A 26,172-nucleotide genomic window follows, 5' to 3' on the forward strand; every position below is an offset into this window, starting at 1 on the left:
CTTCAAGATGGACATAATCTCATAAACTCAACATATTTTTTCTTAAGTACATCAATTGGTAAACGCTGTTTTGTTTCGTAGAGTAAGCACATTGTCTTAAGGTCTTCATCGTCTAAAATTAATATACATCTTCTTTGCCCAGACCACAAATTAATTGTATTTTTTACTATTTTTGAAGGAGGTTTTTTCCGGGTAACAATGACTCCAAATTTTCCAAAGTTATCATTTAAGTATCTATTTAATTGATAAATATGGTCTCTTGAAATCTCTTTTACATTTTTTAGCTCAAAAACGATTTGTTGACTTCCGTAGTTATCATATATATCCTTTAAAAAATCATATGAGCGATTGTTATAAAATATCAAGTCCCGAATTAAAACACCTGAATCAGTTCGGCTTTGTTCGGCAGCAAAGTCTAGCTTTGGATAGAATAATGACGCCAACAACTGACATACATAATCTTCATATTTTTTATCAGCATTGTCAGTTTTCCCAGTCGGTAAATTTATTATTGTTGATAATTTTCTCTGACTAGAAGTAACTGGAATTGGTGCAAACAATGGATCGTTTTTGCAATCTGAACTTGTTCTCTCTTTTATTTTTATATAAGTTTGAATAACATCATAATTTTGCCTGTTATAGTTAAGTAAAGACACATGCTCAGTTTGTTTACTATCCCCACTTTGAACGTTTTTTATATAATAGCTATGTAGATAGTCCTGATAATTTATCCATGACATTCGCCTTAACCATCTTTTTGGGACTAAAATTATTGGACTTTTTGTGATGGGATTTACAGGTAAGGTCACATCTTCTTCATCAAGAACATGCTTTCTATAATTATAGACAGTAATATGTGTGCTTTCAGTAGGAATACTGTGTTCCTCACATTGATCAATTGTATAATCTATTAAGAATGATTTTAAAAAGCTGCACGCAAAATCGCTTATTCTATCAGTTGATATCTGTTCTACAAATAACTGTATTTCTTCAAAGTGAACAAAACCAGATGAGTTAATCTGAGGTATGTTTTCAAATAATGAGAGAATTCTTTCAGCCACAGCTTCTCCTATTGGCATTCCTTTTCGTGTTTTTGAGTTCCCTAAACCCACCTCATCACATTCAGAACATTTTACTAGAACGTCAATAGCCCCTGATTTTTTTCCTTTTCTTAGCAAATAACCTAGATGGTTAAAACTATTTACTAAAGAAGTATGCAAAGAGTTGTCTTGTAAAGAAGGGGATTTCCATAAAAGAAATGGGTCTAAATATAAGGGTATATCCTCATCCAAAAAAGGGATTGCAAAATCAACTTCTTCTTGAGTAAAAGGCAAGTTGTAGTAATCATTTAATCTAGGTCTGATTAAAGACAATTTTGTACCACATCTTGTGTAGATTTTTATACACTTTTACAGTTAACATTCATATATAGCTTTGTTTTTTTATTAGTATAACTATTCAAAAATATAATTTCCACTCTGATATGTAAGTTGCGGCATAGTAATGTTTATAGGATTTTAGCGCATCATCATATAACAGCAAATTTCCGATAAGAATCCTTCAATTAGTAATTCTTATAGGAATTTGCAATGTATGACTACAATACTTTGTTGCTATGGTTTGCATATTTCTTCGAAAACTTTTACCTTATAAAACTTATTTTTTTTCAAACAAAGTAAAAAGAGAAAAGTAAAAGATCTCAGGTATAACTATCCTCTATCATATAGGGTCTCCCTGAAGAAGATTAGCTAAAGTGAAAGTGCGGTCAGTGCAGTCCCGTCCTGAAGATGTCCTGCAGCTGTCCGATAAGTATTGACAATAAATTTCTAACCGGTGGACTGTTGGAAAACTTTACTACCGGCCGCTTATATATTTAACTTCAAATAAGTATTTAACGAACACAATATCAGTATTCGGGAAAGAATGCCTTTACCTGTTGAAGGAAACGGACCTTCCACGCGTCAATCAATTTATTCAGTAATTACTGTACTTGATTTAAGCTTTGTTATACTGCAAGCCTTTAAAAAAATTGCTTGCTCATAAGCCTTTTCAAAAAAAGCCTTAGAGAAAAACCCTTCGGAGCGGCGTGATCACAACCCTTTTCAAAAAAGGCTTGACCGAAAACCCTGACCATTTGAGTTTGAGAGCCTTATCCCCAAACCCTATCAGCGTGATCAACCGGCGCAACGGTTGTGGGACAACCCTTTTCAAAAAAGGCTTGACCGAAAACTTCAGCAACGTGGTCGGCGTGATCAAACAGCGCACAATGGTTGCGGGTCAACGATGCGATCAAAAGGAGCAGAAGCAGGTTAATTTAAGAAAAAGAAAAAGGAAAGGAAAAAGAAAAAATAGAGTTTAAATATAAATTATATTTAATATAAATTTTATTTATCTGGAGATCTTAAAACCGGTTTTTTTCTGACAAACGTCCTTTTACCAAAGGCTGTCCTGTCCCGGAAAAGCAGTTTTTTCATGGAAAATGAATCATCAAGGCTTATTACAATTGCTCCAGCAAGGATGAAAACGCAGCCGATAAGCATCCCACTGTGAATCGGGCTTCCAAGTACCGTATAATCGAAGAATATGCAGGAAACCGGCTCAAGCAGAGTAAGGAGACTGCCTGTAATAGCATTCACGCCTGCTACACCCCTTATATAAAATACTGCACCGATTCCTGTGATTAATACCCCAAAGAGCACCAGGACTGGAAGGTTTGTGATAAGTGTATCCCGTGGAACGGAAACTGCAAACGGTGAAAGGAAGAAAAGGCTAATTGCACTCTGCCAGAAGAGCTGAGTAAGCCCGTTATATTCATCTCTGAGATAACGAACCGAGATTATTACGCCACTGCTGAAAAGACCTCCAATAAGCCCGAAAAGCACTCCCTTAAGATAACTACTGCCAAACTCAAGCTGTTCAAAACCTCCTTCAGGCCTTGTTATATAAAAGATCCCTATCAAACCAAGGAAGAGGGCAAGAATAGTTTTTCCCGTGTTCTTTTCTCCCAGAAGCAGAGGGGAAAGAATAGTCAGATAAATCGGGTCCGTATAGAGAAGAAGAACAGCTGAAGAAGCTCCTAGATACCGAATTGCCGAATAATAGGAAAACATTTGCGAAACATAGAAAACTCCCAGGAGAAGCAGGTACTTCTTCTTTCTTTTTAGAGCGAGCTGGCCTAAATTACCGGTAATTGCAAGATAGAATAAAAGAGCTGTTAGTCCAAAGAGTATTCTGTAGAAAATAATTGAGCCTATGGACATATCCTCAAGCTGTTGCATGTAGATCCCAACGGTGCCGTAAATGACGCATGCGACTAGCAATTCAAGGTGATGTTTAGAAGTATCAGTCATAGATTATTTAGAGTGATCAAATGTATATATATTTTTAGTAAGATATCACTTTTTAATATTTATTACACTGTTTAAAATTATAATTCTTTGCAGGTCCCAAACTCAGTTTTGAGATCACAAACGTTTTTTACAGGCTACAACCTTTGTATTTTTTACAGGCAGGACGGCTTTAATTTTTAAATTTTTGGAGGCTGAGCACCACATGCTGTCTGCTTCCAGTTCTATAGATAGTAAGCCCCTTCAAACCCTGTTTCCAGGCATAAACCAAAGCCTGTTTGATATCCTCTTTTCCTGCAGAACCAGGCATGTTTATAGTTTTCGAAATACCGGCATGGCAGTGTCGTTGAAACGCAGCCTGCATATCAATATGGGCCTTCCAGTCAATGTCAAGAGCTGACCTGAAAAGCTGCTTTTCCTCTTTACTTACAAGTTCTGGACTTTCCACATCCTGCAACGTACCGTATTTATAGACATGATCCAGAAGCCAGTTATAGTCAGCTTCCGAAAGTTTTGATTTGAAATGAGCCTTGAAAAACGGATGCACAAGCATAAATTCTCTGCCTACGGTTTGAGTTCGCCTGTAGACCCAGCTGAAAACAGGTTCAATTCCTGCCGAACAACCGGCAAGAATGCTGATCGTGCCTGTCGGAGCGACTGCGGTTAATGCAGCATTCCTCATAGGAAGTTCCCATGTGGAATTCTCATATTCCGGAAAACTTCCTTTTTCCACAGCAAGCTTCCTTGATTCCCTGATAGAAGCCCATGTAATCTGTTCCATAAGCTTTTCCGCAAGCTCGAGAGCCTCCTGTGAGTCGTAGGGCAGCCCGAGCTTTAAAAGCATGTCGTGAAGCCCCATTACTCCAAGCCCTATTTTCCTGGTCCTCTTAGTTGCAGCCTCGATCTCCGGAGCAGAATATGCGTTCTTATCAATTTCGTTATCAAGGAAACGGATAGCTTTTCCAGCTACTTCTCTGAGAAAGTCCCAGTTTACTTTCTCGTCCATAACGAAAAGGGAAAGGTTTATGCTGCCCAGGTTGCAGGCCTCAAAAGGCAGAAGTGGTTCTTCCCCGCAGGGGTTTGTGGCCGAGATATCACCAAGTGCAGGCGTGAAGTTATCCCTATTTATTCGGTCATAAAAAAGAATACCCGGTTCGCCGTTTCTCCAGATCCCTTCTACAATCTCGGAAAATATGCGCCCAACTGTTACACCGGTTTGCCCGTTCCAAACTTCGTCAGCCTTATCTGCTTCAACAAGTTCCATGAAAACATCAGGTACCATAACCGAGAGATTGAAGTTGCTCAACTCGCCTTCGACATGCTTTGCCCTGATGAAAGAAAGGATATCGTTGTGGGAAATATCAAGGATGCCCATGTTAGCACCCCGTCGCCTTCCAAATTGTTTTACGATCTCAGTTGCTTCATTAAAAAGTTTCATGACAGCTACAGGACTGCTCGTCGTGTCATTGTCATATGTGCTGGAAGACCCTTCAGGGCGTATTTTTGAGAAATCAAAACCTGTGCCTCCTCCGGTTTTCTGGATCAGGGCTGCAGTTTTTATCGAATCGAAGATTTCCTCAACCCTGTCCTCCACAGGAATTACAAAACAAGCTGCAAGCTGTCCGAGTTCAGTGCCCGCGTTCATGAGCGTGGGTGAGCTCGGAAGAAAAATCTTTCTGACCATGAGATCTTTAAAATCAAGATACTCTTCCTCAGTTGCTGCTACTGCCTTTGCAACTCTCTCACATACCTCCTCCCAATCCTTTTCTCCCTCACGCAGATACCTGGCTTTAAGGGTTTCACTTGCCAGAAAATCCAGTCCCTTTTCTGTTTCCCACACAAAAATCTCCTCTCCTGTGAGCATTCAACAGGCTTAGTCTCCGATAAAAGAAGTTACTCTTATTAGGCGGGCTTTTTTATCATTGTATCCGAAAATATGATCATAAATTGTGATCAGAAATAATGGTCAAAAATTGTGATCAGAAATAATGGCCAAAAACTAACTTTCTCATAAAAACCAATGCGGTCCTTGGATTAAAAATCATTTTATCCATAGAGAATGACGAATAGCCAAAATGATGGTAAAAAATAGAAATAAAAAGCAGAATGTATAAAAATAGAAAGCTGGAAAGATAGGAAAAATAAAAAGCGGGGGTTGCCCCTAAGTATAAGAAGTTTCAGACCAGCTCAGCTTTTATAATTTTTACTTCGGTTTTCGGGCGGTCCTGACGGTCAGTTTTCACTTTTCCTATAGAATCCACAACATCCATGCCCCCCACTACCTTTCCGAAGACAGGGTGCATCTTGTCGAGATAATTATTGTTCACAAGGTTGATAAAGAACTGGCTGCCGCCGGTGTTCGGGCCTGCATTTGCCATGGATAGAGTGCCCCTATCATTGCGGTTATGGCTTGTGAATTCATCCGGGATCTCATAACCTGGACCTCCCATGCCCGTACCTGTTGGGTCTCCGCCCTGGATCATGAATTTGTCGATTACCCTGTGGAAAATAACTCCGTCATAGAAACCTTTTTCCACCAGTTTTGCGAAATTTCCTACCGTAATCGGCATGTCTTCAAAGAGCTCGATTGTTAAATCACCCATAGTGGTATGTAGAACCACTTTCTTTCCTTTCCATACAGCCATTGCTTTTCCTCAGCTAGTCATCCAGTTTTATTTTTATTTTCGCCTGTCTTTTTGTCGGCTTTTCGTGCACTTTATGTTCACCTTACATGTAAATGCTTCGCTGCCCGAGTCCCGTCTCGGGAGGACGGGGCCCTTTTCGCTCACGTCGTTCGCTCAAGAGGGCTGAATTCGGGGGGGTAAAAAATCCACATTTTCAAAGAATTCAGGATGATTTACCAAATTTCTTGTTGGACCTGTGGAGGGAGTGATTACAACCCTTTTTAATAAAGGATTTACTGCAACCCTTTTCAAAAAAGGCTTGACCGAAAACCTCAGCAACATTTGAATTTGATGAACTTAGCCCCAAACCCTATCGGCGTGATAAACCGGCGCAACGGTTTGTAATCAAACGGCGCAACGGTTGCAACCCAACAGAAAACCGATTACATAAAAATTATGGCAGAGTGAAGTTTTACTGAGGAAAATTGGTTTAAGAATGAAATAAGTGTAAGAGATTGAAAGCGTACTTCTACCTTACCACAGTCCTATCAATTTTAGAGAATACAAAAACATAATCCCTGAAAGGATATTGAGTGCTACAAGTTGACCTTTCCTTTTCCTCCATCTTTTTGCCATGACATGATTCATCCAGTAGGCCATCGAAGTCGCCAGCATCCCGACCACGAAAGCAACACAAACATCAGGGAACCCAAAAATTCGACTGAGAATAAATCCGATTCCTCCAACTACACATACTGGGCAAACCATAGCTATCCTCTTGCTCTTCGATTCTATTCGAAACCTTAATTTTACCTTAAGCTTTAGTTTTTAAGCTTTAGTTTTTAGGCTTCAGTTTTCGATTTATATATGGACGTTGTGATTAAAGTTATTAGTCAACGTTTCGTTTCATTTGCATCTGTTTTTTCCTGTTGAACAAGGGCAAGATCCAGAACTTTTTTAAACATTTCTTCGTCAGTATCATTTCGTCCAACAAACCTGGCCTTATATCTGTCTGCGCTGAGATTTCCATTCTCCTGCATATAGACATATGTTCCATTTTCAATGCCCACAATCACAAAAGAGTCAGGAATAAACTCTACTTCAAAATATTCTGCAAGTTCGGGGTTTTTGTCTGCATCTATGGCAGCAATAGTCGCTTTTCCCTGGTATTCTACTGCTAAGTTATCAAGAACAGGTTTTAAAGACCGACACTCTGGACACCATCTAGATCCTATCTTCACAAAGACGGGAGTTTTTTGAAGGGATGTGTTTACTTGCTCCAGTTGGGTTATAGCCACAACACTTTTCTCCGTGTTTGCTTCTGAGCTTGTTGAGTTTTTTGGATTTTTTTCATCACATCCAGCCGTAAAGAGTACTAATACAAGCAAGATCAGTAATATAACTGATTTCTTCATGTTTGGTCTTCCATTATTTTCAATATTAGATGATTGATTTTTTAAAATCTGTAAGTGTTAAACATCTCGTAACAGTTTCAATAATTAATTTATAAAGTCATCTGGACTACACATTCATATTATTGAAATAATGAGCCAAAATTTACTCCACTTAAGAGCATAAATGTATATAACTAGATAATAAATAAAAACAGCCGAACAATTTATCCTTATTATTAAAAACTTTAAAAAATAGGTAACTATTCAGCCTATCAAAATATGTCTATTGATATTGATTTTAGTGAAAGCAAGAAATCAAAGAAATAACCTATAGAAGAAGACGAAATGCAGTCATTTGCCAACAGTTCCATAAAATCAATTTGCAGAAATTTGTCTATTGAATTTTTGCAAAGATGGCTATTGATTCTGTATTATATAGGCTGAGTAGTTACAAAAATAGATATCTTTTTATGAATCAGGCTATAGTGGGTCTGCGGACATTATTGCAAATGGACAAATGATTATCGAGTCTCATGGGAGATAAATATGAAAATAAATATCTCTAGTTGCGTTAACCTGCCGAATCTAGGATCTACTCATCGAGATTCACATTTTGAGGTTTACAGAAATAGCAAAATAATGCATTTTTGATGGATCGTATCTTAACCGAATCCAAATGGATATTTGCGTAGTTTTCAAACTGAATTCGGATTTACAATGCAGGTCTGATTAAAAAGATCTTTTTCAAAAAAGATAAGTACTGTGAAAAAACGTATAACTATTAACAGTATAACCATGTTTTTATATATATTCTTGCATATTTATAAGTGAGGCATCTGAGAAAAACCGATTTTTATTGTAAACCTCAACCAATATTTTTCCCCCCAAACCCCACTCCCAATACTCAGATGCCCTCTCCCCAATACCATTTTTTCTAATACCCCGGCATGAAATTACGCGAGAATAATGCTTTTCGCATACTCTCTCCATCTTTTTTCCCATAATTTCAATTATTCCACTAATATTGTTATTTGTTCATCAACTGAAAATGTTTCAGTTTCAGAAATTTTCCTCAATAGAAGAGACTTCAAGGTAATGCCTGGATAGCTCTATCTCATATTTTAATTTACTATTCTTCACTCAATTTCTCATCCTTCGCCAAATTTTCCATACTCTCAAGTTGTGATCTTGTCAACCGACGGCTCTTCCATAATATCAGCTTTCCCCTGTTCCGGGATCTTTTCAGCCTCAAGGATCTCCCTCAGGTATTCGAGTATGTCTTCTCGGAGGTTTTCGTTTTGAAGAGCAAAGTCCACTATTGATTTTACGTACCCTAACCTGTCGCCTGTATCGAACCTTTTTCCTTTGAACCTGCAGGCATAGATAATCTGAGACCTGTTAAGAACACGAATCCCGTCAGTCAGCTGGATTTCATTTCCCACCCCGGTACCGGCTTCTTTTATGCAGTCAAAGATTTCAGGGGTGAAAACATAGCGTCCTATTGCTCCCAGATTGGAAGGAGCATTTTCAGGTGACGGCTTTTCGACGATATCCTCAAGCATATAGAGGGAGTCGCAGAGTGGCTTTCCTTTTATAATTCCATAGCTGCTCAGTTTTTCATAAGGAACTTCTTCCACTGCGAGCGTGGATCTCCCATACTTTTCAAAATTTTCAATGAGTTGAGCCGTGCAGGGTTTGTCATTCACAATAATATCGTCTCCAAGAAGCACGGCGAAAGGTTCGTCTCCAATATGGTTTTCTGCCCTGAGGACCGCATCCCCTAGTCCGTTAGGTTCTTTCTGACGGATATAGTGAATATCCACAAGGGAAGAGACATCCCTAACAAGTTTAAGAAGTTCGGTATTGTGCTTTTTCGCAAGATGCATTTCGAGTTCGGGAGAATCATCGAAATAGTCTTCAATTGCCCGTTTACCCCTCCCCGTGATAATGATTATATCCTCAATTCCCGATGCAATGGCTTCCTCTACAACGTAGTGGATTACGGGCGTGTCAATTATAGGGAGCATTTCTTTAGGCATGGACTTGGTGGCAGGCAGGAAACGGGTCCCAAGGCCTGCTGCAGGGATAAGTGCTTTTTTGACAGTCAAGAAGGACACTCCAAAAAGAGTTTGAAGTAAGAATATAAAATTTTAAATTAAATCTTGTTAAATTATACTTACCTTATAATTAATTATTCTCTGCCGTGATACCAAAGAATCAAAGTGAAGGACAATTGTAACCTAAGATATTACTTTTCTGAGTAAACTAAGCCATTAACAGATATCTAGTTTTGTCTGGCTCCTATAGATTTGATCTGAAGATATCTGGCTTTATCTGGCTCCTATACTGTTTGTATCTAAAAATAGTGACCGAGCAATCTGATGCCTGTGAAACCTTTATGGATAGGTACTGGGAAAATCAATACAGAAGGGAAAGAAAGTGTTACGAAAAGGATTATTTTTGGTAGGTTCAAAGCTATTAATGTTCAAATTGCTGGACAAAAAAATCCAAAAAATCCAAAAAATCCAGAAAAGCCAGATTTTAACGAAAAGACAAGATAGGATTTAAAAGGAAAGACGAGAGCCTCAAATCTCTTTCTGGCAAGAATTATATGCATGCACTGAAGTTCAGGCTATCGGGGTCAATATCTTTTTGGGTTTTAACGGCACATTCAATGCAAAGTTTTTGCCCTTTGATCTTTGTTAAGTTCTCAACTTCTTTTCCGCAACTTTCACATTTTCCCATTTATTCACCTTCAAATGGTTTTTGAGTCCATATGTAAATATAGTCACCCATGTAATTGTTGCAACAAAAAACTTCATTGTACCAATGGGCAGTTGCATTATTTAGCTTCGTGACTATAGATGCCTTCACAGTATAATTTAATTCAAGATAAGAAATAATTTTGCTACCACAATAAATTTTGAAAGTGGTTTCAGCAGTAGAACCTGACTTTGATAGTTAAATAAAAATAATGTGTCCTCTTCAAATTGTATGGTAAAAGTAAATTTCATGTATTTGCTGAAAATTTAAGAATTTGGTCATCCTTTATTATTTGGTTGATATTGTTTCCAAAACTTACACAAGAGTATAATCAGCTATCTGGGGATTTTTGGTTCTTACATTTGGGGAGAATAAAAAGAGGATGTCGACTTTGATATTCTTACAGAATTTTCTATAGAGCCTGACCTCCTCGAATTCATTGGCTAAAAAAGGAGCTTTCAGAAATCTTAAACGTAGAAGTGGATCTTGTCATGAAAACTGCTTTAAAAATGAAGGCAGGGAAGAAGATTCTCGAAAAAGTATTGAAGGTATGGATATTGTATGAAAAAACTTAAAACGTGTTCTCCTTTGGATCTCTATAATTTTATGACTTACGCAGTTGAACTGAAGAATAAATAGTATCGGACCGTTAATTCTCTAAAACGTGACTTTAATTCACAGTCTTTGTTATAATTGATTTTGTTCCTCAAGTACATAAACTCTAAATTTTATTCCTTTTCTCTTGCCGGGCATAAGGTATCGTCAGTAAACCAGAAACACCTCTCACATCCCAGGCAAGTATTTACAGGCTCTCCATTTATCACATGATTGGCAAAATTAGGGTCAGCCAACATGCCCCTGCCAACAGCAGCAAAGTCCACATAATTATTTTCAATTAAGAACCGTACCTGTTCTTCAGTGCGGATCTCATTGACTGCGATAACTGGAATCTTTACTTCTTTTTTGATCTTACAGCCGCTATAGGTTATGGGACTGCATATAAAACCGTCGGGAACCGGATTTGCTGGGGGCTGCATGCCAAATGAAATGTGCAGTAAATCAATACCAGCTTTCTCAAAGGCTTTGGCTGCTTCAATGCCGTCCTTGCTTTCCGGCAGATACTCACCCATGCGCACACTGATAATGAAATTATAATGAGTGTTGTTCCGAATCTCCGGCAGAATTTGTGTTAAAACTCTTGCTCTGTATAGAGCGTCGCCACCGTACTTATCGGTTCGGCGATTGTAAGAAGCATCAAGAAACTTACATAAGGTAAATCCGTGGGCAAAATGAAATTCAACGCCGTCAAACCCCATTTCACAGGCACGAATAGCTGCCCGCTTCATATTTTTTTGCATTGAATGAATCTCTTCGGTTGACAACTTATTAATATCCATATTGCCGCAATGAAGCTGCATCATTACTGTTGCAGCATATTCATGGCAGTTGCTCGCAATTTGCTTTAAAGCTGAGATATCACCTGGCGACCACATGCCTGTTGAATCTATAGCCCCAAAAACGCTGGTCGCCTGCACGATGATAAGGCCGGCACCGCCTTTTGCACGTTTCGTATAATGTTCAATGTGCTGCTTGCCATAATAAGATCCATTATCTCCGTGAAAAGAAAAAGTAACCATAGGAGGCATCACAATTCGATTTTTAATGTGATTGCCACGAATTACTAATTCGTCTGTTATCTCAGTCATTTTATTTTCCTGCTAATTTCTTTCTTTTAGGATTAGTGAATTTTAATGAATTTCCTTGATTTCTTTCTATATGGTTTTTGCCGCAGAAATTTGGGGAATGAAAAAAGCAAGACCACATTTTTGCAGAATTCCTGATTATCTACTAACAAAGTATCCAATTATCTGTCAAAATATATAATTTTCTGTTAAAATATATAAAGATTTATCAAAATATTAAATTGTCTGTTAAAATATCCAATTATCTGTTAAAATATGTAATTATCCGTTATAATATATAATTATTTATCAAAGTATTTAATTATTTACCAAAATATTTAATTGTATATCAAAATATTTAACAAACATGTTAAAAAAGTAAAGAAAAATTCACATAAGGAATCGGGAAACTTGAATTGAGCCATTTAGGTATTTACCTGGATTTTAAATCTATATAAATGGTTAATGACTTGCAAAAGTCTAGAAACCAATTATAATCTCACATTCAAGTTAGTTTGGCTCGGCAATTATTCTAATTATACTTAACATCCCTGGATCAAAAGGGTTTACCATAAAGCCCATGGCACCTATTTTTGGGGATTCAGTTATGAGGATCTGCTGGCCAAGAGAGGAAAACATTGCCATTTTTGCTTCCTGGTCTATAATAAGAAACTTGTTCAGCAAATTTTTCCAATTCACATTATCTGGCACGCTATCCGGCATCGTTATATCCATTAACACGAGGTCTGGTTTTACCTCCAGATATTTTTCAAGGGCTTCATCGTCGTCAGCCACTTCAGCAACTACTTCATGCCCATGTTTAAAAAGTGTATCCCGGATTGCCATTCGCATAAACTCGGCATCTTCTACGATCATAACTCGTGCCATTTACTATTCCTTCTTTTTATTTTTATTAAGATAACTATGTTATTCCATGTTTATCAGTCATACATTTTTTAGTCGAGTACTCCTCAGCTTACCTGTAAATGAAAACTTACTCGAAAATATTAAGAACTAAATGATGTTTAACTTTATTAATTTTTTCATTCAGCTTTGCTAAAGAGTACGTCCGATCTTCCCGTAACTGTGTCACTATTTTGAACTACTGGTTTCTGGAAAAAGTATTTTTATAAACACAATCCGATTCCACACATTCACATCTGTGAATCCCAATCAAAAATTCAACATTAACAACGCTTGGCAAAAGAAAGCTATCGGAACCAGTGATCGGCATAGAATCAAGGCGGATATAAATTCAGGGAAAGCAACCTTTGTCCGGCGAAGAATGATTATTTGAGTTGATCCCAAAACTCTAATTACTTTTTTAGATCTCTTGTAAGTAACTAATCGAGCTTTTGGATATTGGGTTCCAGTTGTTAATTTTACACACAACAAATTCCAAACGTTACAATTTCTAAACACCAATATAAGTTGTATTACCAAAGTCTCTAACAATTAACACTTTAGTTGACTTAATTGAAAATTGATTATTGAGGGTAAGCAGCGTACTGGAAAAATCAGACTTTGAAGTTGTAATGTCAGCAGCAATCGGAATTAAATCAAGTTTTTAGATGAGCTCTTCAGGTAGCGGAAAATAATGTAAACTTGTTCTATCATTTTGTGTTGCACCTGACCTTTCGCAGATGTCTTCAAAATGATAACATTTTTTTCTGCTATCGTTTTTGGAAAATTATTTGGAAATCTGCAGTTATTGTCTCAACTGAAGCTTCGGGAAATAGGCGCTGGAAGTTTTCAATGAAGACAAAAGGCAGAAAATTGTGGGATGTTTCAAAAACATATGGTTGAGTAGACAGGACGATTTTCAGAAAAAACGATAACAGGAAAAATTGTGAAAATTGAACGGGCATCTGCGGAAAGTAAGATAAATTCAGAAAAATGAGACTATAAAGAAACGTTTTTAAAAAACGTGCGTATCGGATGGATTAATCATTATGAACCAGAAAGGCTTCAGCCGGAAAAGTTCCCTTTTAAAGGAAATTGACTTCTATCTTGTAACGGATTCCGGACTTTCAAAGAAAGGGACTTTATCCAATGTCAGAGAAGCAGTCGAGTCAGGCTGCAGGATTGTTCAGTACCGGGAAAAGAATAAAAGTACGAAAGAAATTATTGGCCAGGAAGATATGCCTGTTGAAACGGCAAGAAAGCTCCTTGGTGAGGATAAAATAATCGGCCTTCACGACTCTTACAATGGTTTAATTTACGATGGTTCAATTTATGATGGTTTAATTTATAATGGTTCAATTTATGATGGTTCAATTTACGTTCCCCATGCAGACCTTACCCTAGCAAGTTATCTGAAATGGACTTATCGGTATGATAAACCGGTGCAACGGTTTTTTGAGAGTTTCAATCAATTACTCTCAACTGCCCATTCTCAAGCAATCCGCATCTGTCTGACATGAAACGGATAACAGCTTCATCATGGGAGATCAGGAGATATCCTATACTCTTCTCGGCCTGAACTTTTTTAAGCATGTGCAGGACCTGGGCCTGGACCGAGACATCCAGGGCTGAAGTTGGCTCGTCAAGTACGATATATTCGGGTTCGAGCAGGAGAATTCGGCCGAGGGCAAGGCGCTGTAGCTGGCCTCCTGAGAGCTGTGAAGGATAGCGAGAAAGAACTTCTTCTGGAAGGCCAATGGTCATGAGCATCTCTTTTGTTTTTGAGGCATGTTCTATAAGGGGAATTTTGAGGAGTTTCAGGACATCGAAAACTGAGTTTCCTATTTTTTTCCTCGGGTTAAAAGCGCCCGTAGGGTCTTGAAACATTATCTGGACCTTGCGGCGAAAAGCCATATGTTCGGTTTTTTTCATTTTGGGAAGTGGAGAACTCTCATAGTACACAGTACCGTATGTGGGCTTCTCAAGCCCGGCAATAACTCTCCCCAGCGTGCTTTTTCCTTCCCCGGAAGGCCCCATCAGTCCAAAAGTCTCTCCTGACCTGATTTCAAAAGAAACTTCTCGGAAAATACATCTTCCCTGGCTTAACAGGCTTTTTCCGTATGTCTTTGATATGCTGTCTGCTCTCAGGGATATAGAAAACACCTCACAGCCCTTTGACCAATTTCTTTGATTTCGGGATGGATTTGAATGCAGCGCTTTTCCCTCAAAGGGCATCTCGGATGGAACCTGCATCCTGAAGGAAGGCTATTAAGAGGCGGAGAAAAACCGGGTATGGGAATAAAGCCCTTATCAGGCAGGCTGTTCAGTAGACCTCTGGTGTAAGGGTGTAAAGGGTTCTCAAAAAGGCTTGATGGGTCGGCGAGTTCAACAATCTCTCCTGCATACATCACGGCAATTCTGTCTGCAAGCCTTTGCACAAATCCAAGGTCATGACTTATTAGAAGCAGGGCACTCTTCCTTTCAATTTTCAGATTTCTGAGTTCAGCTTCCAGTTCAGCTATGCATTTTTTGTCAAGTCCTTTGCTGGGTTCGTCTGCTATAAGGAGTGCAGGATTAAGTATAGTTGACGCAGTAATCAAAAAGCGCTGGTTCATCCCACCTGAACACCATGAGGGATAGTAGTTCATGCATTCAGAAAAGTTCGCAAAACCCATACGTTTCAGGGCTAATGCGGCTCTGGAAAGTGCTTTCTTTTTCTTTTCCTTCTGATGTACACACAGGGGTTCTGCAAGCTGGTGACCTATGGAATACACGGGGTTGAGGGCAAGTGAGGGGTTTTGAAAAATAATAGCAATTTCTTTTCCTCTTATCTTTGCCATTTCTTTTTCGTTCATTCCGAGCAGGCTTTTTCCCCTGAATTCGATACTTCCTTCCACCCTTGACTCAGGAGGCAGGAGGTTCATAACTGCATGTGCGACGACAGATTTCCCACATCCGGTCTCTCCTACAAGAGCCAGAGTTTCATTTTCTTTAATCGAAAAAGAAATTCCCGAAAGTACGTTTACGGTTTCTATTCCCTGAAATGAGACCTTAAGGTCCCTTATTTCAAGCAATGTATTCCCTTCAAGTACTGTATTCCCTTCAAGTACTGTATTCCCTTCAAGCGATGTGTTCCTTTCAAGCAATATGCTCCTGGAATGGGCTTTCATAGCGTGTCTACACCTTCTCTTGAGTGTTCTTCTTCCTTTGCTTCAAGCCCGAAACCTATCAGCGCGATAGACAGTACACAGAGGGTGATACAGATCCCTGGAGGCATATACCACCACCACATATCCCGAATAAAACCACCTTGAGAAAAAGCAAAAGAAAGCGTCATTCCCCAGCTTTTCATGCTTACGTCGCCAAGTCCCAGGAAAGAAAGGGATGCCTCAGAAATCATTGCCGAAGCAGTTGCCAGCATGAATTTGGGAAACAGGACGTGGATAATGTTTGGGAATATATCTGATTTCATGATGTGGTAAGAGGAAAAACCCATACACTGAGCACTTTTTACGTAACCTGCTTCCCTGAGCTGTAAAGTCTTTGAACGGGTGACTCTGGCAGTGGATTCCCAGGAAAGAAGCCCCAGTATAGCTATCAGGATCCAGATGCTCGGCTTCAGAAATGCTCCAAGGACTATAATAAGGGGGATTTTGGGGATAACAAGGACAACATCAGTAAAGCCCATTAACAGCTCATCAATGATTCCTCTGAAATAGCCTGCACAGAGACCTAACGTAGTCCCGATGAGAGTTGAGATCAGGGCTGCCATAAAACCTACTGTCATTGAGATCCTTGCCCCAAACACCAGTTCTGAAAGGACATCATTTCCTATGTCATTTGTCCCAAGCAAGTGTTCTTCAGACGGGGCTTCGTAGGGTATGAAACGCTCTTCTGGGGCATAAGGAGCAAAAATTGAAGGAAAAAGAGCCATAAAAATGAAAAGTACAAAGAGAAGAACGCCTATCCAGTTGGATACTCCCTGGAAACCTTTCTGTTTCTGAAAAATCCAGAAAGAAGGTTCTCCAGGAAATTCAAAGCGGGAAGCTTCGGATTTTTTCTCAGAAAAACCTTCAATGCCTGCTTCTTTCATACAGGGAATATCAGTACAGTCAGATTGATTCATCCAGGCCTCCTCTCACCCTGGGGTCAATTAAGGCATAAAGCAGGTCAGCAAACATATTTGCTAGCAGAACGGTAAGGGCGATTACCAGAAATGCTCCTTGAAGCAGAGGGTAGTCTTTTCCCATTATTGCATTGTATATCATGACCCCCATCCCGTTTAAGGAAAAGATGATTTCTATAAACAGCGCTCCGCTGAAGAGAAAACCGAAATCCAGGGCAAGCAGGGTAATTATCGGGAGGGAGGCGTTTTTTATGATATGCCTGAAAAGTATATCGGTATTGTACAGGCCTTTTGCTCTGGCATACAGTGCATAAAGCTGCTCCTTTTCCTGAATTACGCTTCCTCGCATGACCAGAAAGTTTCTGGATGCTGAAAAGACAGACATTACACAGATAGGTAAGAAAAGGTGATGCAGCACACTTCCGAGTTCAGGGGTGTCATAAAAGCCTTTGGAGGGAAAGAGCCCCAGTTTAAAAGAAAAGAGATAGAGGGTCAGGAGGGCAAGAAAGTAAGGTGGGATACAGGAAAGTACCACAAAAATAAAACCTGTAAAATGGCTCATTTTTCTTTCCGGTTTCCAGCCTGCAAGGGCACCGAGAAAACATCCAAGCAAGGCCCCGATAACCACTGATACTCCCACGAAAATTAGTGTCCAGCTCATCTTATCCAGAAGAATTTCTGCTACAGGGGCATGGAGGTGATAGGAATACCCCAGGTCAAGGCGCAGGAGGTTGGAAAGATAGGAGGTGAACTGCTCGGAAAGGGGCAGATTAAGCCCCAGTTCTGCCCTCAGTTCTTCCATCACTTCTTCTGAAACATAAGCGTCTTCACCAATCAGGTTTTTTACCGGGTCTCCAGGCATGAGCCTCGGGAGGGTAAAGTTGATGACAATTATCAGCATCAACGAGGCAAAATACCTGGTTACTTTTCTTGCTATTTCTGACATTGCTCTATTTCTGACATCGCTCTTTTTACTCTGTTCTTGCTATCTCTGATATCGCTCTTTTTAGTCTGTTCTTGCTATCTCTGATATCGCTCTTTTTACTCTGTTCTTGCTATCTCTGATATCGCTCTGATTACCCGTTTTCTTCAATCGGATTTCTTCTTCCGAGACTGAGTTTTACGCCTCCACCTTCGTTACATTTGTAAAAGTATCCAGGTTATATATTCCGTAAAGTGGATCCGCGTACCAGCCTTCGAAGTGCCTGTTAAATGGAGTAACCGTCTTGCTCCAGTAGAGGGGAATTGCAGGCAGATTTTCTGCATAGTAGTCCTGAAGCTCGTATGCATACTTCTGAAGTTCTGCAGAGTCCGTGGTTGCAAGGATGTTATCGCAGAGTTGCAGGAACACAGGGTCTTCTACATTATGCATAACTCCCTGGCCTGTCCGCCTGGAATCAAAATAGCCGCTTCCCCAACTTGAGTGCATAAGCATACCCCAGGGAGTGGAACGCGTTACTGTCAGGTCATAATTGTAACTGTCTTTAAGAGTAATCCAGGTATCTGAATCCACAGTTTTGAGGTCTGCAGAAAGCCCAATGTTTTCAAAGTATTCATCGAGAAGTTCGCCTGTTCTGGCGTAATCAGGTCGGATGAGGATTTCAAGCTTTATGTCTTTTCCATCTTTTCCTTCCAGTATTCCATTCCCGTTGCTGTCCGAATATCCGGCTTTTTCCAGGATTTCTCTGGCTTTTTCGGGGCTGTACTCCAGTTTTTCGGTTTCCTTATAATTTTCCATGGATGATGGCACAAAACCACGATTCGGAACTTCTCCGTACCCCAGGGTTTCAAGACTTGCAAGTTCTTCATAATTTATAGCATAGGCCAGGGCTTCCCTGAATTCCTCATCTGAAAACGGGGCTTTTTTCAAATTGGGAGCAAGGAAAACAAGCCCGATACTGGTCTTTTCCATGAAGTCAAAATTTCCAGTTTTATTAAGTTCTTCTATACTTGAGTAAGGGTATGATCCCGCATATTTATAGTAAGTGTCAGCTTCTCCATTTTTAAGGGCTAGAGTGGCAACATCCACATTTGAGTAAAAATGGATCTCGACAGTTTTGAATTCAGGAGCCTTTCCTTTCCAGTATGGGTTTTTCTCAAAAACCAGTTTTCCGGCATTGAGGTATATCAGTTTTAGATAGTAGGGCCCGCAGCCGACATAAGGGCCGTTGTTTGTGTATTCTACCGGGTCCTCGATATTTTTCCACACATGAGCAGGGAGGATATCATAGGTTGCAAACTCCATACTGACCCGGGTGTAAGGCTTGTTAAATTTGAAGGTCACTGAATTGTTGGCATCCGAAACTGTTGAGTTTTCCAGGGTATCATTAATCCAGCTTGCCCAGGGGGTTTTTTCACCGTAGTAGCGGATTGAGAACTCAACATCTTCTGGTGTTACTTTTTCTCCGTCATTCCAGTAGAGGTCGTCTCTGAGGTAGAAGGTCCAGAGCGTGTTATTTTCCGATACACTGTAATTCTCTGCAAGCTGCCCTACAATATGTCCTTCCGAATCCATTTTCATGAGTGGCGGGTTTGAAAGATGGGCAAAAACCCCCAGACCTGTATCTCCAACCAGGGACGCAGACTCTATTACGTCCGGAGTTGCAATTTTCAGGACTGCGTCTTCAGAATCTGCTGACTGCTGAATGTCTGCAGCGCCGATTTTGGAAATTTCTCCTGAACTCTGCAGGTCCCCTTCTCCTGAGAACAGGCTTTTTACATATGTGATAAACCGGTCAAAAAATCCTTCTTCCGGGGCTGTCTGGTTGTTTTCAGAATCTTCCTGCCCTACCGCTCCTGAAGAAAATACGGTTGAGCAAAAGGTAAGAACAAGTATTGTAAGGATAATCGTTCGCTTTAATCTTACTTTTAATCCCAATCCCATTAAGTGTTTTATTTGTTTCATCTACTGCTTTCCCCTTTTTGAGCTCTTATCATCCAGGTTTCAAAAACATTTTTACAGACTGCAAATAGTCCTACAGACTGCAAATAGTCCTACAGACTGCAAATAGTCCTACAAACTGCAAATAGTCCTACAGATCCTAATTACTTCTTGAGTAACATTTCTAATCTTTGAATCGGGAACTTTTCCCATCATAGTAATAATTAACAATAATATCATATATAGTAGTTAAAAATAATACAAATTATTCATTTTTTATGCTAAATACTCTAAACAACTTCATAATATAAACTTTTTGATATTTTACTATTCAAAAAATAGACTGGGGAAAGCCCTTTTATGCAGGTTGATTCGAGTCATTAAAAAACTGAAAAAATCGCACTTTTAATTTTGTTTCTCGATTTCAATCTGCCTTTCAATATCTTTTGCCAGATTTTCTGCCGAATGAATGTAGACTGATGCAGGAAGCCCCGTGTTTGAGATCATATAAAACAGGTTCATGGTTGTCCTGTTGAGGCCAGGAAAACTGCTCAATAGGGTGCTTCTGGAGATTTTGACCATTGTATCAAGAGATTTTATCCCGGTAAGGTAGCCTTCTATGTCCCTGTTTTTCTGGCTTTTTTCAAAAATCAGATCTATCCAGGTATTCATTTCGTCGATCAAAAGCTCTCTGGTAAGGTCTTCGGGAACGATGTAACTTTTTCCCTGCGTTACGTTTTTGAAAAATTCATTGAAATTATCTCCTTTTGCAAGGGTGTATACTTTACCGATTCTTCCTGTATGAGTATCGGTTGTCGCGGCAATACCTTTGCCAAGGTTTTCTGCAAGAGCAATTGTAAGTTCGTTTTTCTGCTTGAGTTCGTGCATATTGTATTCCAGTACAGGGAAAAGTTTTGCCAGCCTGGGGACTGAAGACGGATTCGGTACACTGTGAAACTCAAACCAGAATGGATGGTTATAAATAAAAGGAAGCTTGTGCCGCCTGAGGTATTTGATAAAGCTTCTCAGGTCATGTTCGATTTCCGCAATTTCCATGAGCTCAAAGAACTCCTCCCTGTCAAGCTCGAAAATATTAATATGAAGCGAATGCCCTGCAAACTCCGGGTCATATACACTTATTTCAACCCCGGGGATAAGCTTTTCACGGTTCCACCCGAGAATTTCATATGCCTCAATGGTATCGTGGTCTGTAAATGTCACGTAATCCATTCCCATCTTTAGAGCCTTCTCATAAAGGCTCTCTGGGTGCAGGTCTCTTACAGGAAGCACGTCAAAAGAACAGGTTGTATGAACGTGCAGGTCTGCTCGCCTCCAGCCCTCTTCTATAAGCTCAACTGCTTGTTCCGGAGTTATCAGTTTCTCCTCGTAATTTCTCGACCCTCTCCCCATAGGCGTAAAACCTTGAACTTTTATTCAATTTTGATTATTTTTAGCAAGTTTTTAATTTATCCCCAATATAGTATATCCTTTTTTTAGATTAAGGTTTTCCGGAAGAATTCCTGGAAAAATTACAGGCCCACAAATGAAATATTACAGGTTCACAAATGAAATTTTTTGTGTTGAATGCAAATTCAGATCCAGGCCCTTCAAAGGTAAACTCCAGTGGTCATCACCCAAACAGCTTGGAAGATACAGAGTCTTGCAAAAGACAACATTATCCCGTTCTATGATGTGGTAGAACTCGGCGGTAAAGCCAGAAAACATAAAAGAGTGCTCGGAATTTCCCTAAAAGAAGCAAAGTCTCCTGCACTTTCTATGGAGATTATTGAGAAATTGGAACGCCGCTCAAAAAAGAAATTCTTCTGGAAAGAGAGACAGAAGGAGATACGCAGCCATAGAAGCAATTAAGTTAGGTCATGCTCGATTTATAAAATCAAATGCATTAAGCGTCATGGCTAAAATGACGAATCTGGTGGCCTCTTAAACATTTTTAGCTAGAAATCAGATAATTAAACATCTTCCTGATGTTGAGACCATAAAAATTTAATAGAACTTAAAAGAACCTTAAATGTGATACTTAAATAATTGAACTAAAAAACAAAAGTTGCTATACGTTGTTGTTTTAATTTGTATTTTAGGTAGTTAATGTTTAGTGCTACTTTTTCATCAGTTCAACTGCTAAAGTCCTAGCTAAAGAAGTTTTTGTGTAGAATGTCCTAAAAGGAGGTTATATATGGATAGTTCTTCTTTGAAGCCCGATCTAGCTTACGAATTCAAGTTCAAAATACCAGAGAATAAGACTGTTCCTTTCCTTTATCCAGAATCACCTGAATTTCAGGTTATGCCAAAGGTTTTTGCCACTGGGTTCATGGCTGGATTATTTGAATGGACCTGTATTCAAGCAATAAATCCCTATCTAGACTTTCCCGTTGAGCAGACTGTAGGTACCGATGTTAAATTAAGCCATTCGGCGGCTACTCCACCCGGTTTGACCGTTACGGTAAAGACAAAATTGGAAAAAATAGAGGGAAGGAAGCTCACTTTTTCAATTATGGCTGATGATGGCGTTGACAAGATTTCTGAGGGCACAGATGAGAAATTTATAATCGACGCTGCCAAATTTAACTCCAAGGCAGAAGCCAAAGCTAAAAGTGCCAGTAATTGAAGGGATAATCATGCCTCATATAATGGAAATAATGGGAAAAACAAGGGTAGTAGTAAAGGATGGTAAAGTAATAGAAGTTGGAGAGGCTGAACTTGAGTGGTGTCCTCTCATTGACAAGCTAAGCGGTGTACAGAAAATTACCTCTGAAGAAGTCAAAAAGAATGTGGAGTTTAAGATAAAAGAATACGGAATGTTCACAGCCAAGCGACATCTCCTTGGACATGATACTTTCGTAGCTTTTGGAGCCTCAGAAATAATGATGTCTGGCTTGCGAAGCGGTTTTCTTGATACAACTGTAACCGCCTGTGATGGAGCAGGTACTGTTATATCCAATAATCCAGAGCTTGTTCAGGGTATAGGAGGCAGGATGTCAGGTCTGGTCGAAACTGAACCTATTGAGGATGTCATAAATGGAATTCAAAAACTCGGTGGAATTATCCTCGATACTAAAACTGCATCTATAGACCCCGTTGGCGGAGTTAAAAAAGCTGCGGAACTTGGTTACAAAAAAATCGCAGTCACCACTGCTGATTCAAAAACTGCAAAAAATCTGAGGGAAATTGAGACTGAACTTGGGCTTGATCTTATAGTAATTGCGGTACATGTTACAGGAGTCAGCAAGGAAGAAGCTCAAGGTCTTCTGGAAAATTCAGACCTGGTGATCAGTTGTGCTTCTAAGTATATAAGGGAGCTTGCAAAACCCATAGTTCAAGTAGCTGCTGCAATTCCACTATTTGCCCTTACTAAGAAAGGAAAAGAATTAGTGATTGAGAGGGAAAGAGATATTGAAAGCCCAATTTTGATAACTACTACAGAACTGCCAGTTGTGCCTAAACATAAGCAGCCGCGGGATTTGAAGTAAAGGGTTATGTGCGGTATGTGGAAGCTTTGAGTATTTTTCAGTTTTCTTAGAGCCTATCAATGTTTCAGCTCCAGAAAGCACACAACACACTTATTTTTCGGATAGCTCTAATAGCCTTAAATACCCCCATTGCAACCGGAACAGTTATCGCACGATTTTGCTTTCATATAGTTGCCGCGCATGATCAGGAATGTGCATTCAGCTATCTTGTAGACGACCTCTTTGGTATCGTCACCAACGCTTACAGTATTATCATCAAAGACTAACTTAATCGGCACAGTTTCAAACTCAGTTGTCAGGCCCGGCCTTAACGTTGGAAAAATTATTTCCTTTTCGCCATTTTTTTTCCGGACTGTAATGATGTCAAAAGTAGTGAGAGAAGTTAATCTTCCTCTTTCGTCAAAGCACACGGAGTTTTTATCCGCATCAATTCCAAGTGCATCTGCATCATATGCATTTATCGAGCCAATAGGGGTTTCAATTGTGAATGGTTCTGCAGGTTCTACAGATTGTATGCTCCCATCTTCAAAAAGCTTAAATCCGATTCGAACTGGCATTTTTCCTGCAGGTGTGTCAATTATAATTCGTTCATTCGGCCACAAAATCAGGCTTCTAACTTTTCCGTCCGGATAAAACCGCAAACCTATTATTTTTGCATAAAAGTCCCCAAATGGGAATGAAAAATGGAATTTTTGTGCAAGTTCGCCTTCTTCTTCCTCTGACCAGAAACCGCTGATCTGGCCGTTTAGAGGGAACAAACTATTGATTGATCCGTCCTCAAAAAAAGTAACCAGTTCGGCTGGAAATGTTCCTGTTGGTGTGCTTATTTCAGTCTGCTGTTCTAGAGAAATGCTTTTAATTTTTCCACTTTTATAAAAAGACAGTACTGCTAACTGCTTTTTTCGAAATCCTGGATCACCATATTGTGGAACAAGATCTCCGTACTTTGTGTGAATCAAATTATACTCTTCAAGCTTACAGTCCTTCAGTTCACCACCATCATATGTGGTAAAGCTCGTTATTCCTTTGAGTCCACTTGTTTCAACAGTTAACATTATGTACCATCCTGGGTTAAAAACTAATTAAGTTCTTAGCTTTATATATTTGAGACAAATTCTGCATATTTTTGTATTTTTAGTCATTTTAATATAATTAAAATTATATTTTATATATTAACTAAAAACATGCTAAACAAAAACATGCTAAACAAAAACCTTAACGACCTTTGATTTCTTCAGAGATTTCATTAGAAATACTAGCGTTGATTCACTACTTCGATTAATTTGTCTGACTGATTTTGATTAATTTGTCTGACTGATTTTGATTAATTTGTCTGACTGATTTTGATTAATTTGTCTGATTAATTTGATCATTCGTCACGTTATTATCAAGATATACTTTTGAATAAAATGTTTTTACCTCTTTGTTCAGGTCAATTTTCACTTTATCCGGATAAAGCATTTTTGCGGTCCACAGAAGCCCCATCAGTGATTGTGTCCGGTCAAGCATCTCGTATTTTGTAGATGCGTAAACACGCTTATTCTTTACGGCAGCAATATCTTTCCAGGCGTCTTTCGAGAGAATTTCATCACGACCTTTCGCAGTTTTGGTAATAATAACATCTGGATTCCACTGATAGATTTGTTCCAGTGAAACCTGGATTTCTTCACTTGTATTGGCCGATTCCATTTGTGGATTTGCTTCCATGAAGCTTATGCCCCCCGCCAAACTGATGATAGACGCCATAATGGTTCTGGACCCAACCGTCTTGGTGACATCTGGTTGCGCATAATACACTTTGAGCTTATCACTTTCATTAATTTTCGAGGTTTTATCGGTAACCTTTTTGATGGTTTCATCCCAGTAATCCCCAAGCTCGTTTCCTTCTTTTTCATTTCCAACAATTTTACCGATTAATCTCCATGAATCTGCAATCTCTTCAAGCGTATCTTTTGACGCAGCAACGAATGGAATGCCAACTTTTTTTTGTTCGGATTCGATTTTTGTATCCTTTGTTAACGTTATTACTATCTGAGGACTGACTGCTAAAAGATCTTCTACGTTCATGTCGCTGTGGAATTCTCCATTAATCGGAAGAGCCAGCAGCCTCTTTTCTTCATCATCTGACATAAATTCTAGCCGTTCAGTAAACTGCTTGTCCACACTCACAAGTTTTTCCGGTGCCAGCCTCCATACCATTTGGCACGGTATCGGATGTAACACTGAAATCCTGATAATATCAGCAGGCAATGTAATTTTTCTGCCTGCTAAATCGGTAATTTCCCGAGTATCTGACAGTGCAGTGTCCGATATTGTTGTTTCTTGCTCAATATTTGTTGCAGCAGTTATCTCAGCTTTGGGATTTGATGTCGTATCCATAAAATCGCTTGTTTTCTGTGAACATCCACTTACAAGCAGTATAGGTAGTGTTATTAAAAGACACAGCACGATAAACAAACTTAGTGGACTTTTCTTTGTTCTCATCTTGATAGCCCTTCAATATTTTTTGAGTCCATCCCAAAACTTACGATTTTACTTCTTTGGATACGGCTTTAAAATTTTATACTACAGTTGGCATGTGATATGTACTATGTGACATAACAAAAATTATATTTAGCTAATACAGAAATCAATTACCTATTATCTAATATATATAATTATTCCATAAACTGATTTTTCAAGTTTTCAGTTGAAATATGTTATTTCAAAAGGAAACTACGAAATTCAATCACAAAAAGGGATAAAGGCAAAATTCAAATCAAAAAAAGAGATCTCGGCCGGATTAAAAAAGAACATACCTTTCCAACTGAGGTGCTTCTATTAACTCCTTTTTATTCGCTCGAAGGCACGGTAAGAATGCGAGTTCGTGGGAGATTATTTATACTAGCATCTAGGAAATTGATTACTGGTATTTTAACATATATAATTTGTTATGTATGAATAAACATAACGCCTACGAAACGT

At 39.1% G+C, this 26,172-nt stretch carries 25 protein-coding genes; 6 read left to right on the plus strand and 19 right to left on the minus strand.

Translation table 11 applies throughout. The annotated features are described in order from the left end of the window. Nucleotides 1-2: 2 nt before the first annotated feature. Entirely contained in the window at nt 3-1,373 is a 1,371-nt protein-coding gene (locus MSVAZ_RS11605; RefSeq protein ID WP_084626131.1) for a hypothetical protein, read from the minus strand. Between the two features lie 713 nt (nt 1,374-2,086). Between MSVAZ_RS11605 and MSVAZ_RS11610 the strand changes: the two genes are divergently transcribed. Continuing rightward, on the plus strand, nt 2,087-2,359 hold the full coding sequence (locus tag MSVAZ_RS11610) for a hypothetical protein (protein ID WP_048121147.1): 273 nt from the start codon (nt 2,087-2,089) through the stop codon (nt 2,357-2,359). 25 nt (nt 2,360-2,384) lie between these two features. Here the strand turns inward: MSVAZ_RS11610 and MSVAZ_RS11615 are convergent, their stop codons facing one another. The 7 genes from MSVAZ_RS11615 to galU form a co-directional block, all read right to left on the minus strand. Next, entirely contained in the window at nt 2,385-3,350 is a 966-nt protein-coding gene (locus tag MSVAZ_RS11615) for a DMT family transporter (RefSeq protein ID WP_048121149.1), read from the minus strand. 169 nt (nt 3,351-3,519) lie between these two features. Beyond that, nucleotides 3,520-5,211 carry an adenosylcobalamin-dependent ribonucleoside-diphosphate reductase gene (locus tag MSVAZ_RS11620; protein WP_052727964.1) on the minus strand — a complete coding sequence of 564 codons (1,692 nt, stop codon included), beginning with the start codon at nt 5,209-5,211 and terminating at the stop codon, nt 3,520-3,522. 313 nt (nt 5,212-5,524) lie between these two features. Then, nucleotides 5,525-5,992, minus strand: coding sequence for a peptidylprolyl isomerase (locus MSVAZ_RS11625; RefSeq protein ID WP_048121151.1), 468 nt, complete (start codon nt 5,990-5,992; stop codon nt 5,525-5,527). Between the two features lie 513 nt (nt 5,993-6,505). Next, nucleotides 6,506-6,739: a hypothetical protein gene (locus MSVAZ_RS11630; RefSeq protein WP_048121153.1), complete on the minus strand. Its 234-nt coding sequence runs from the start codon at nt 6,737-6,739 to the stop codon at nt 6,506-6,508. A gap of 125 nt (nt 6,740-6,864) precedes the next feature. Next, entirely contained in the window at nt 6,865-7,386 is a 522-nt protein-coding gene (locus MSVAZ_RS11635) for a thioredoxin family protein (RefSeq protein ID WP_048121155.1), read from the minus strand. Between the two features lie 780 nt (nt 7,387-8,166). Further along, nucleotides 8,167-8,367 (minus strand): hypothetical protein, encoded by a 201-nt coding sequence (locus MSVAZ_RS11640; protein ID WP_048121157.1) that lies wholly within the window; start codon nt 8,365-8,367, stop codon nt 8,167-8,169. A 173-nt stretch (nt 8,368-8,540) separates the two neighbouring features. Beyond that, on the minus strand, nt 8,541-9,473 hold the full coding sequence (galU, locus tag MSVAZ_RS11645; protein ID WP_156151071.1) for a UTP--glucose-1-phosphate uridylyltransferase GalU: 933 nt from the start codon (nt 9,471-9,473) through the stop codon (nt 8,541-8,543). 273 nt (nt 9,474-9,746) lie between these two features. Here galU and MSVAZ_RS11650 point away from each other — a divergent pair, with 273 nt between their 5' ends. Then, a complete protein-coding gene (locus MSVAZ_RS11650) occupies nt 9,747-9,926 on the plus strand; it encodes a hypothetical protein (RefSeq protein ID WP_048121162.1) in 180 nt (59 codons plus the stop codon). A gap of 46 nt (nt 9,927-9,972) precedes the next feature. Here MSVAZ_RS11650 and MSVAZ_RS20420 read toward each other — a convergent pair whose 3' ends face one another. The 3 genes from MSVAZ_RS20420 to MSVAZ_RS11660 form a co-directional block, all read right to left on the minus strand. Then, nucleotides 9,973-10,110, minus strand: a complete 138-nt coding sequence (locus MSVAZ_RS20420; protein ID WP_157206083.1) for a hypothetical protein — start codon at nt 10,108-10,110, stop codon at nt 9,973-9,975. A 746-nt stretch (nt 10,111-10,856) separates the two neighbouring features. Further along, nucleotides 10,857-11,834: an NADH:flavin oxidoreductase gene (locus tag MSVAZ_RS11655; protein ID WP_048121164.1), complete on the minus strand. Its 978-nt coding sequence runs from the start codon at nt 11,832-11,834 to the stop codon at nt 10,857-10,859. Between the two features lie 486 nt (nt 11,835-12,320). Then, complete coding sequence (locus tag MSVAZ_RS11660) at nt 12,321-12,698, minus strand: response regulator (RefSeq protein ID WP_048121166.1); 378 nt, start codon at nt 12,696-12,698, stop codon at nt 12,321-12,323. A 1,064-nt stretch (nt 12,699-13,762) separates the two neighbouring features. Here MSVAZ_RS11660 and MSVAZ_RS11665 point away from each other — a divergent pair. Beyond that, nucleotides 13,763-14,233 (plus strand): beta/alpha barrel domain-containing protein, encoded by a 471-nt coding sequence (locus tag MSVAZ_RS11665; protein ID WP_052727965.1) that lies wholly within the window; start codon nt 13,763-13,765, stop codon nt 14,231-14,233. Here MSVAZ_RS11665 and MSVAZ_RS11670 read toward each other — a convergent pair. From MSVAZ_RS11670 to MSVAZ_RS11695, 6 genes are all read right to left on the minus strand, one after another. Then, the gene (locus tag MSVAZ_RS11670; RefSeq protein WP_048121168.1) at nt 14,178-14,876 is read right to left on the minus strand and encodes an ABC transporter ATP-binding protein; all 699 of its coding nucleotides are present in this window, start codon (nt 14,874-14,876) and stop codon (nt 14,178-14,180) included. The genes MSVAZ_RS11665 and MSVAZ_RS11670 overlap by 56 nt on opposite strands. Then, nucleotides 14,858-15,883: an ABC transporter ATP-binding protein gene (locus MSVAZ_RS11675; protein WP_232316076.1), complete on the minus strand. Its 1,026-nt coding sequence runs from the start codon at nt 15,881-15,883 to the stop codon at nt 14,858-14,860. The genes MSVAZ_RS11670 and MSVAZ_RS11675 overlap by 19 nt, the downstream gene beginning before the upstream one ends. Further along, nucleotides 15,880-16,839: an ABC transporter permease gene (locus MSVAZ_RS11680; protein WP_048121169.1), complete on the minus strand. Its 960-nt coding sequence runs from the start codon at nt 16,837-16,839 to the stop codon at nt 15,880-15,882. Before MSVAZ_RS11680 ends, MSVAZ_RS11675 begins: the two co-directional genes overlap by 4 nt. Beyond that, nucleotides 16,826-17,785, minus strand: coding sequence for an ABC transporter permease (locus MSVAZ_RS11685; RefSeq protein WP_048121171.1), 960 nt, complete (start codon nt 17,783-17,785; stop codon nt 16,826-16,828). Before MSVAZ_RS11685 ends, MSVAZ_RS11680 begins: the two co-directional genes overlap by 14 nt. Before the next feature lie 174 nt (nt 17,786-17,959). Beyond that, on the minus strand, nt 17,960-19,744 hold the full coding sequence (locus MSVAZ_RS11690; RefSeq protein ID WP_048121173.1) for an ABC transporter substrate-binding protein: 1,785 nt from the start codon (nt 19,742-19,744) through the stop codon (nt 17,960-17,962). A 381-nt stretch (nt 19,745-20,125) separates the two neighbouring features. Continuing rightward, complete coding sequence (locus MSVAZ_RS11695; protein WP_232316077.1) at nt 20,126-21,130, minus strand: PHP domain-containing protein; 1,005 nt, start codon at nt 21,128-21,130, stop codon at nt 20,126-20,128. Between the two features lie 213 nt (nt 21,131-21,343). On the opposite strand from MSVAZ_RS11695, the gene MSVAZ_RS11700 reads away from it, so the two are divergent. The 3 genes from MSVAZ_RS11700 (at nt 21,344) to MSVAZ_RS11710 (ending at nt 23,208) form a co-directional block, all read left to right on the plus strand. Continuing rightward, on the plus strand, nt 21,344-21,589 hold the full coding sequence (locus MSVAZ_RS11700; RefSeq protein ID WP_052725441.1) for a hypothetical protein: 246 nt from the start codon (nt 21,344-21,346) through the stop codon (nt 21,587-21,589). Nucleotides 21,590-21,914: 325 nt separating this feature from the next. Next, complete coding sequence (locus tag MSVAZ_RS11705) at nt 21,915-22,346, plus strand: thioesterase family protein (RefSeq protein WP_048121175.1); 432 nt, start codon at nt 21,915-21,917, stop codon at nt 22,344-22,346. A gap of 10 nt (nt 22,347-22,356) precedes the next feature. Next, nucleotides 22,357-23,208 (plus strand): methanogenesis marker 8 protein, encoded by an 852-nt coding sequence (locus tag MSVAZ_RS11710; RefSeq protein WP_048123961.1) that lies wholly within the window; start codon nt 22,357-22,359, stop codon nt 23,206-23,208. Nucleotides 23,209-23,324: 116 nt separating this feature from the next. Here MSVAZ_RS11710 and MSVAZ_RS11715 read toward each other — a convergent pair whose 3' ends face one another. Together MSVAZ_RS11715 and MSVAZ_RS11720 are read right to left on the minus strand one after the other, a co-directional pair. Then, nucleotides 23,325-24,263, minus strand: coding sequence for a hypothetical protein (locus MSVAZ_RS11715; RefSeq protein ID WP_048121177.1), 939 nt, complete (start codon nt 24,261-24,263; stop codon nt 23,325-23,327). A gap of 292 nt (nt 24,264-24,555) precedes the next feature. Then, entirely contained in the window at nt 24,556-25,692 is a 1,137-nt protein-coding gene (locus MSVAZ_RS11720) for an ABC transporter substrate-binding protein (protein WP_048121179.1), read from the minus strand. Between the last annotated feature and the right edge of the window lie 480 nt (nt 25,693-26,172).

Source organism: Methanosarcina vacuolata Z-761, assembly GCF_000969905.1.
Lineage (GTDB): Archaea > Halobacteriota > Methanosarcinia > Methanosarcinales > Methanosarcinaceae > Methanosarcina > Methanosarcina vacuolata.

Excerpts from the sequence above, each read along its gene's own strand:
- MSVAZ_RS11615 (WP_048121149.1), bottom strand. The coding sequence starts at position 3,350 with ATGACTGATACTTCTAAACATCACCTTGAATTGCTAGTCGCATGCGTC.
- MSVAZ_RS11620 (WP_052727964.1), bottom strand. The coding sequence starts at position 5,211 with ATGCTCACAGGAGAGGAGATTTTTGTGTGGGAAACAGAAAAGGGACTG.
- MSVAZ_RS11625 (WP_048121151.1), bottom strand. The coding sequence starts at position 5,992 with ATGGCTGTATGGAAAGGAAAGAAAGTGGTTCTACATACCACTATGGGT.
- MSVAZ_RS11630 (WP_048121153.1), bottom strand. The coding sequence starts at position 6,739 with ATGGTTTGCCCAGTATGTGTAGTTGGAGGAATCGGATTTATTCTCAGT.
- MSVAZ_RS11635 (WP_048121155.1), bottom strand. The coding sequence starts at position 7,386 with ATGAAGAAATCAGTTATATTACTGATCTTGCTTGTATTAGTACTCTTT.
- MSVAZ_RS11640 (WP_048121157.1), bottom strand. The coding sequence starts at position 8,367 with ATGGGAAAAAAGATGGAGAGAGTATGCGAAAAGCATTATTCTCGCGTA.
- MSVAZ_RS11650 (WP_048121162.1), top strand. The coding sequence starts at position 9,747 with ATGCCTGTGAAACCTTTATGGATAGGTACTGGGAAAATCAATACAGAA.
- MSVAZ_RS20420 (WP_157206083.1), bottom strand. The coding sequence starts at position 10,110 with ATGGGAAAATGTGAAAGTTGCGGAAAAGAAGTTGAGAACTTAACAAAG.
- MSVAZ_RS11655 (WP_048121164.1), bottom strand. The coding sequence starts at position 11,834 with ATGACTGAGATAACAGACGAATTAGTAATTCGTGGCAATCACATTAAA.
- MSVAZ_RS11660 (WP_048121166.1), bottom strand. The coding sequence starts at position 12,698 with ATGGCACGAGTTATGATCGTAGAAGATGCCGAGTTTATGCGAATGGCA.
- MSVAZ_RS11665 (WP_052727965.1), top strand. The coding sequence starts at position 13,763 with ATGAACCAGAAAGGCTTCAGCCGGAAAAGTTCCCTTTTAAAGGAAATT.
- MSVAZ_RS11675 (WP_232316076.1), bottom strand. The coding sequence starts at position 15,883 with ATGAAAGCCCATTCCAGGAGCATATTGCTTGAAAGGAACACATCGCTT.
- MSVAZ_RS11680 (WP_048121169.1), bottom strand. The coding sequence starts at position 16,839 with ATGAATCAATCTGACTGTACTGATATTCCCTGTATGAAAGAAGCAGGC.
- MSVAZ_RS11685 (WP_048121171.1), bottom strand. The coding sequence starts at position 17,785 with ATGTCAGAAATAGCAAGAAAAGTAACCAGGTATTTTGCCTCGTTGATG.
- MSVAZ_RS11690 (WP_048121173.1), bottom strand. The coding sequence starts at position 19,744 with ATGAAACAAATAAAACACTTAATGGGATTGGGATTAAAAGTAAGATTA.
- MSVAZ_RS11695 (WP_232316077.1), bottom strand. The coding sequence starts at position 21,130 with ATGGGGAGAGGGTCGAGAAATTACGAGGAGAAACTGATAACTCCGGAA.
- MSVAZ_RS11705 (WP_048121175.1), top strand. The coding sequence starts at position 21,915 with ATGGATAGTTCTTCTTTGAAGCCCGATCTAGCTTACGAATTCAAGTTC.
- MSVAZ_RS11710 (WP_048123961.1), top strand. The coding sequence starts at position 22,357 with ATGCCTCATATAATGGAAATAATGGGAAAAACAAGGGTAGTAGTAAAG.
- MSVAZ_RS11715 (WP_048121177.1), bottom strand. The coding sequence starts at position 24,263 with ATGTTAACTGTTGAAACAAGTGGACTCAAAGGAATAACGAGCTTTACC.
- MSVAZ_RS11720 (WP_048121179.1), bottom strand. The coding sequence starts at position 25,692 with ATGAGAACAAAGAAAAGTCCACTAAGTTTGTTTATCGTGCTGTGTCTT.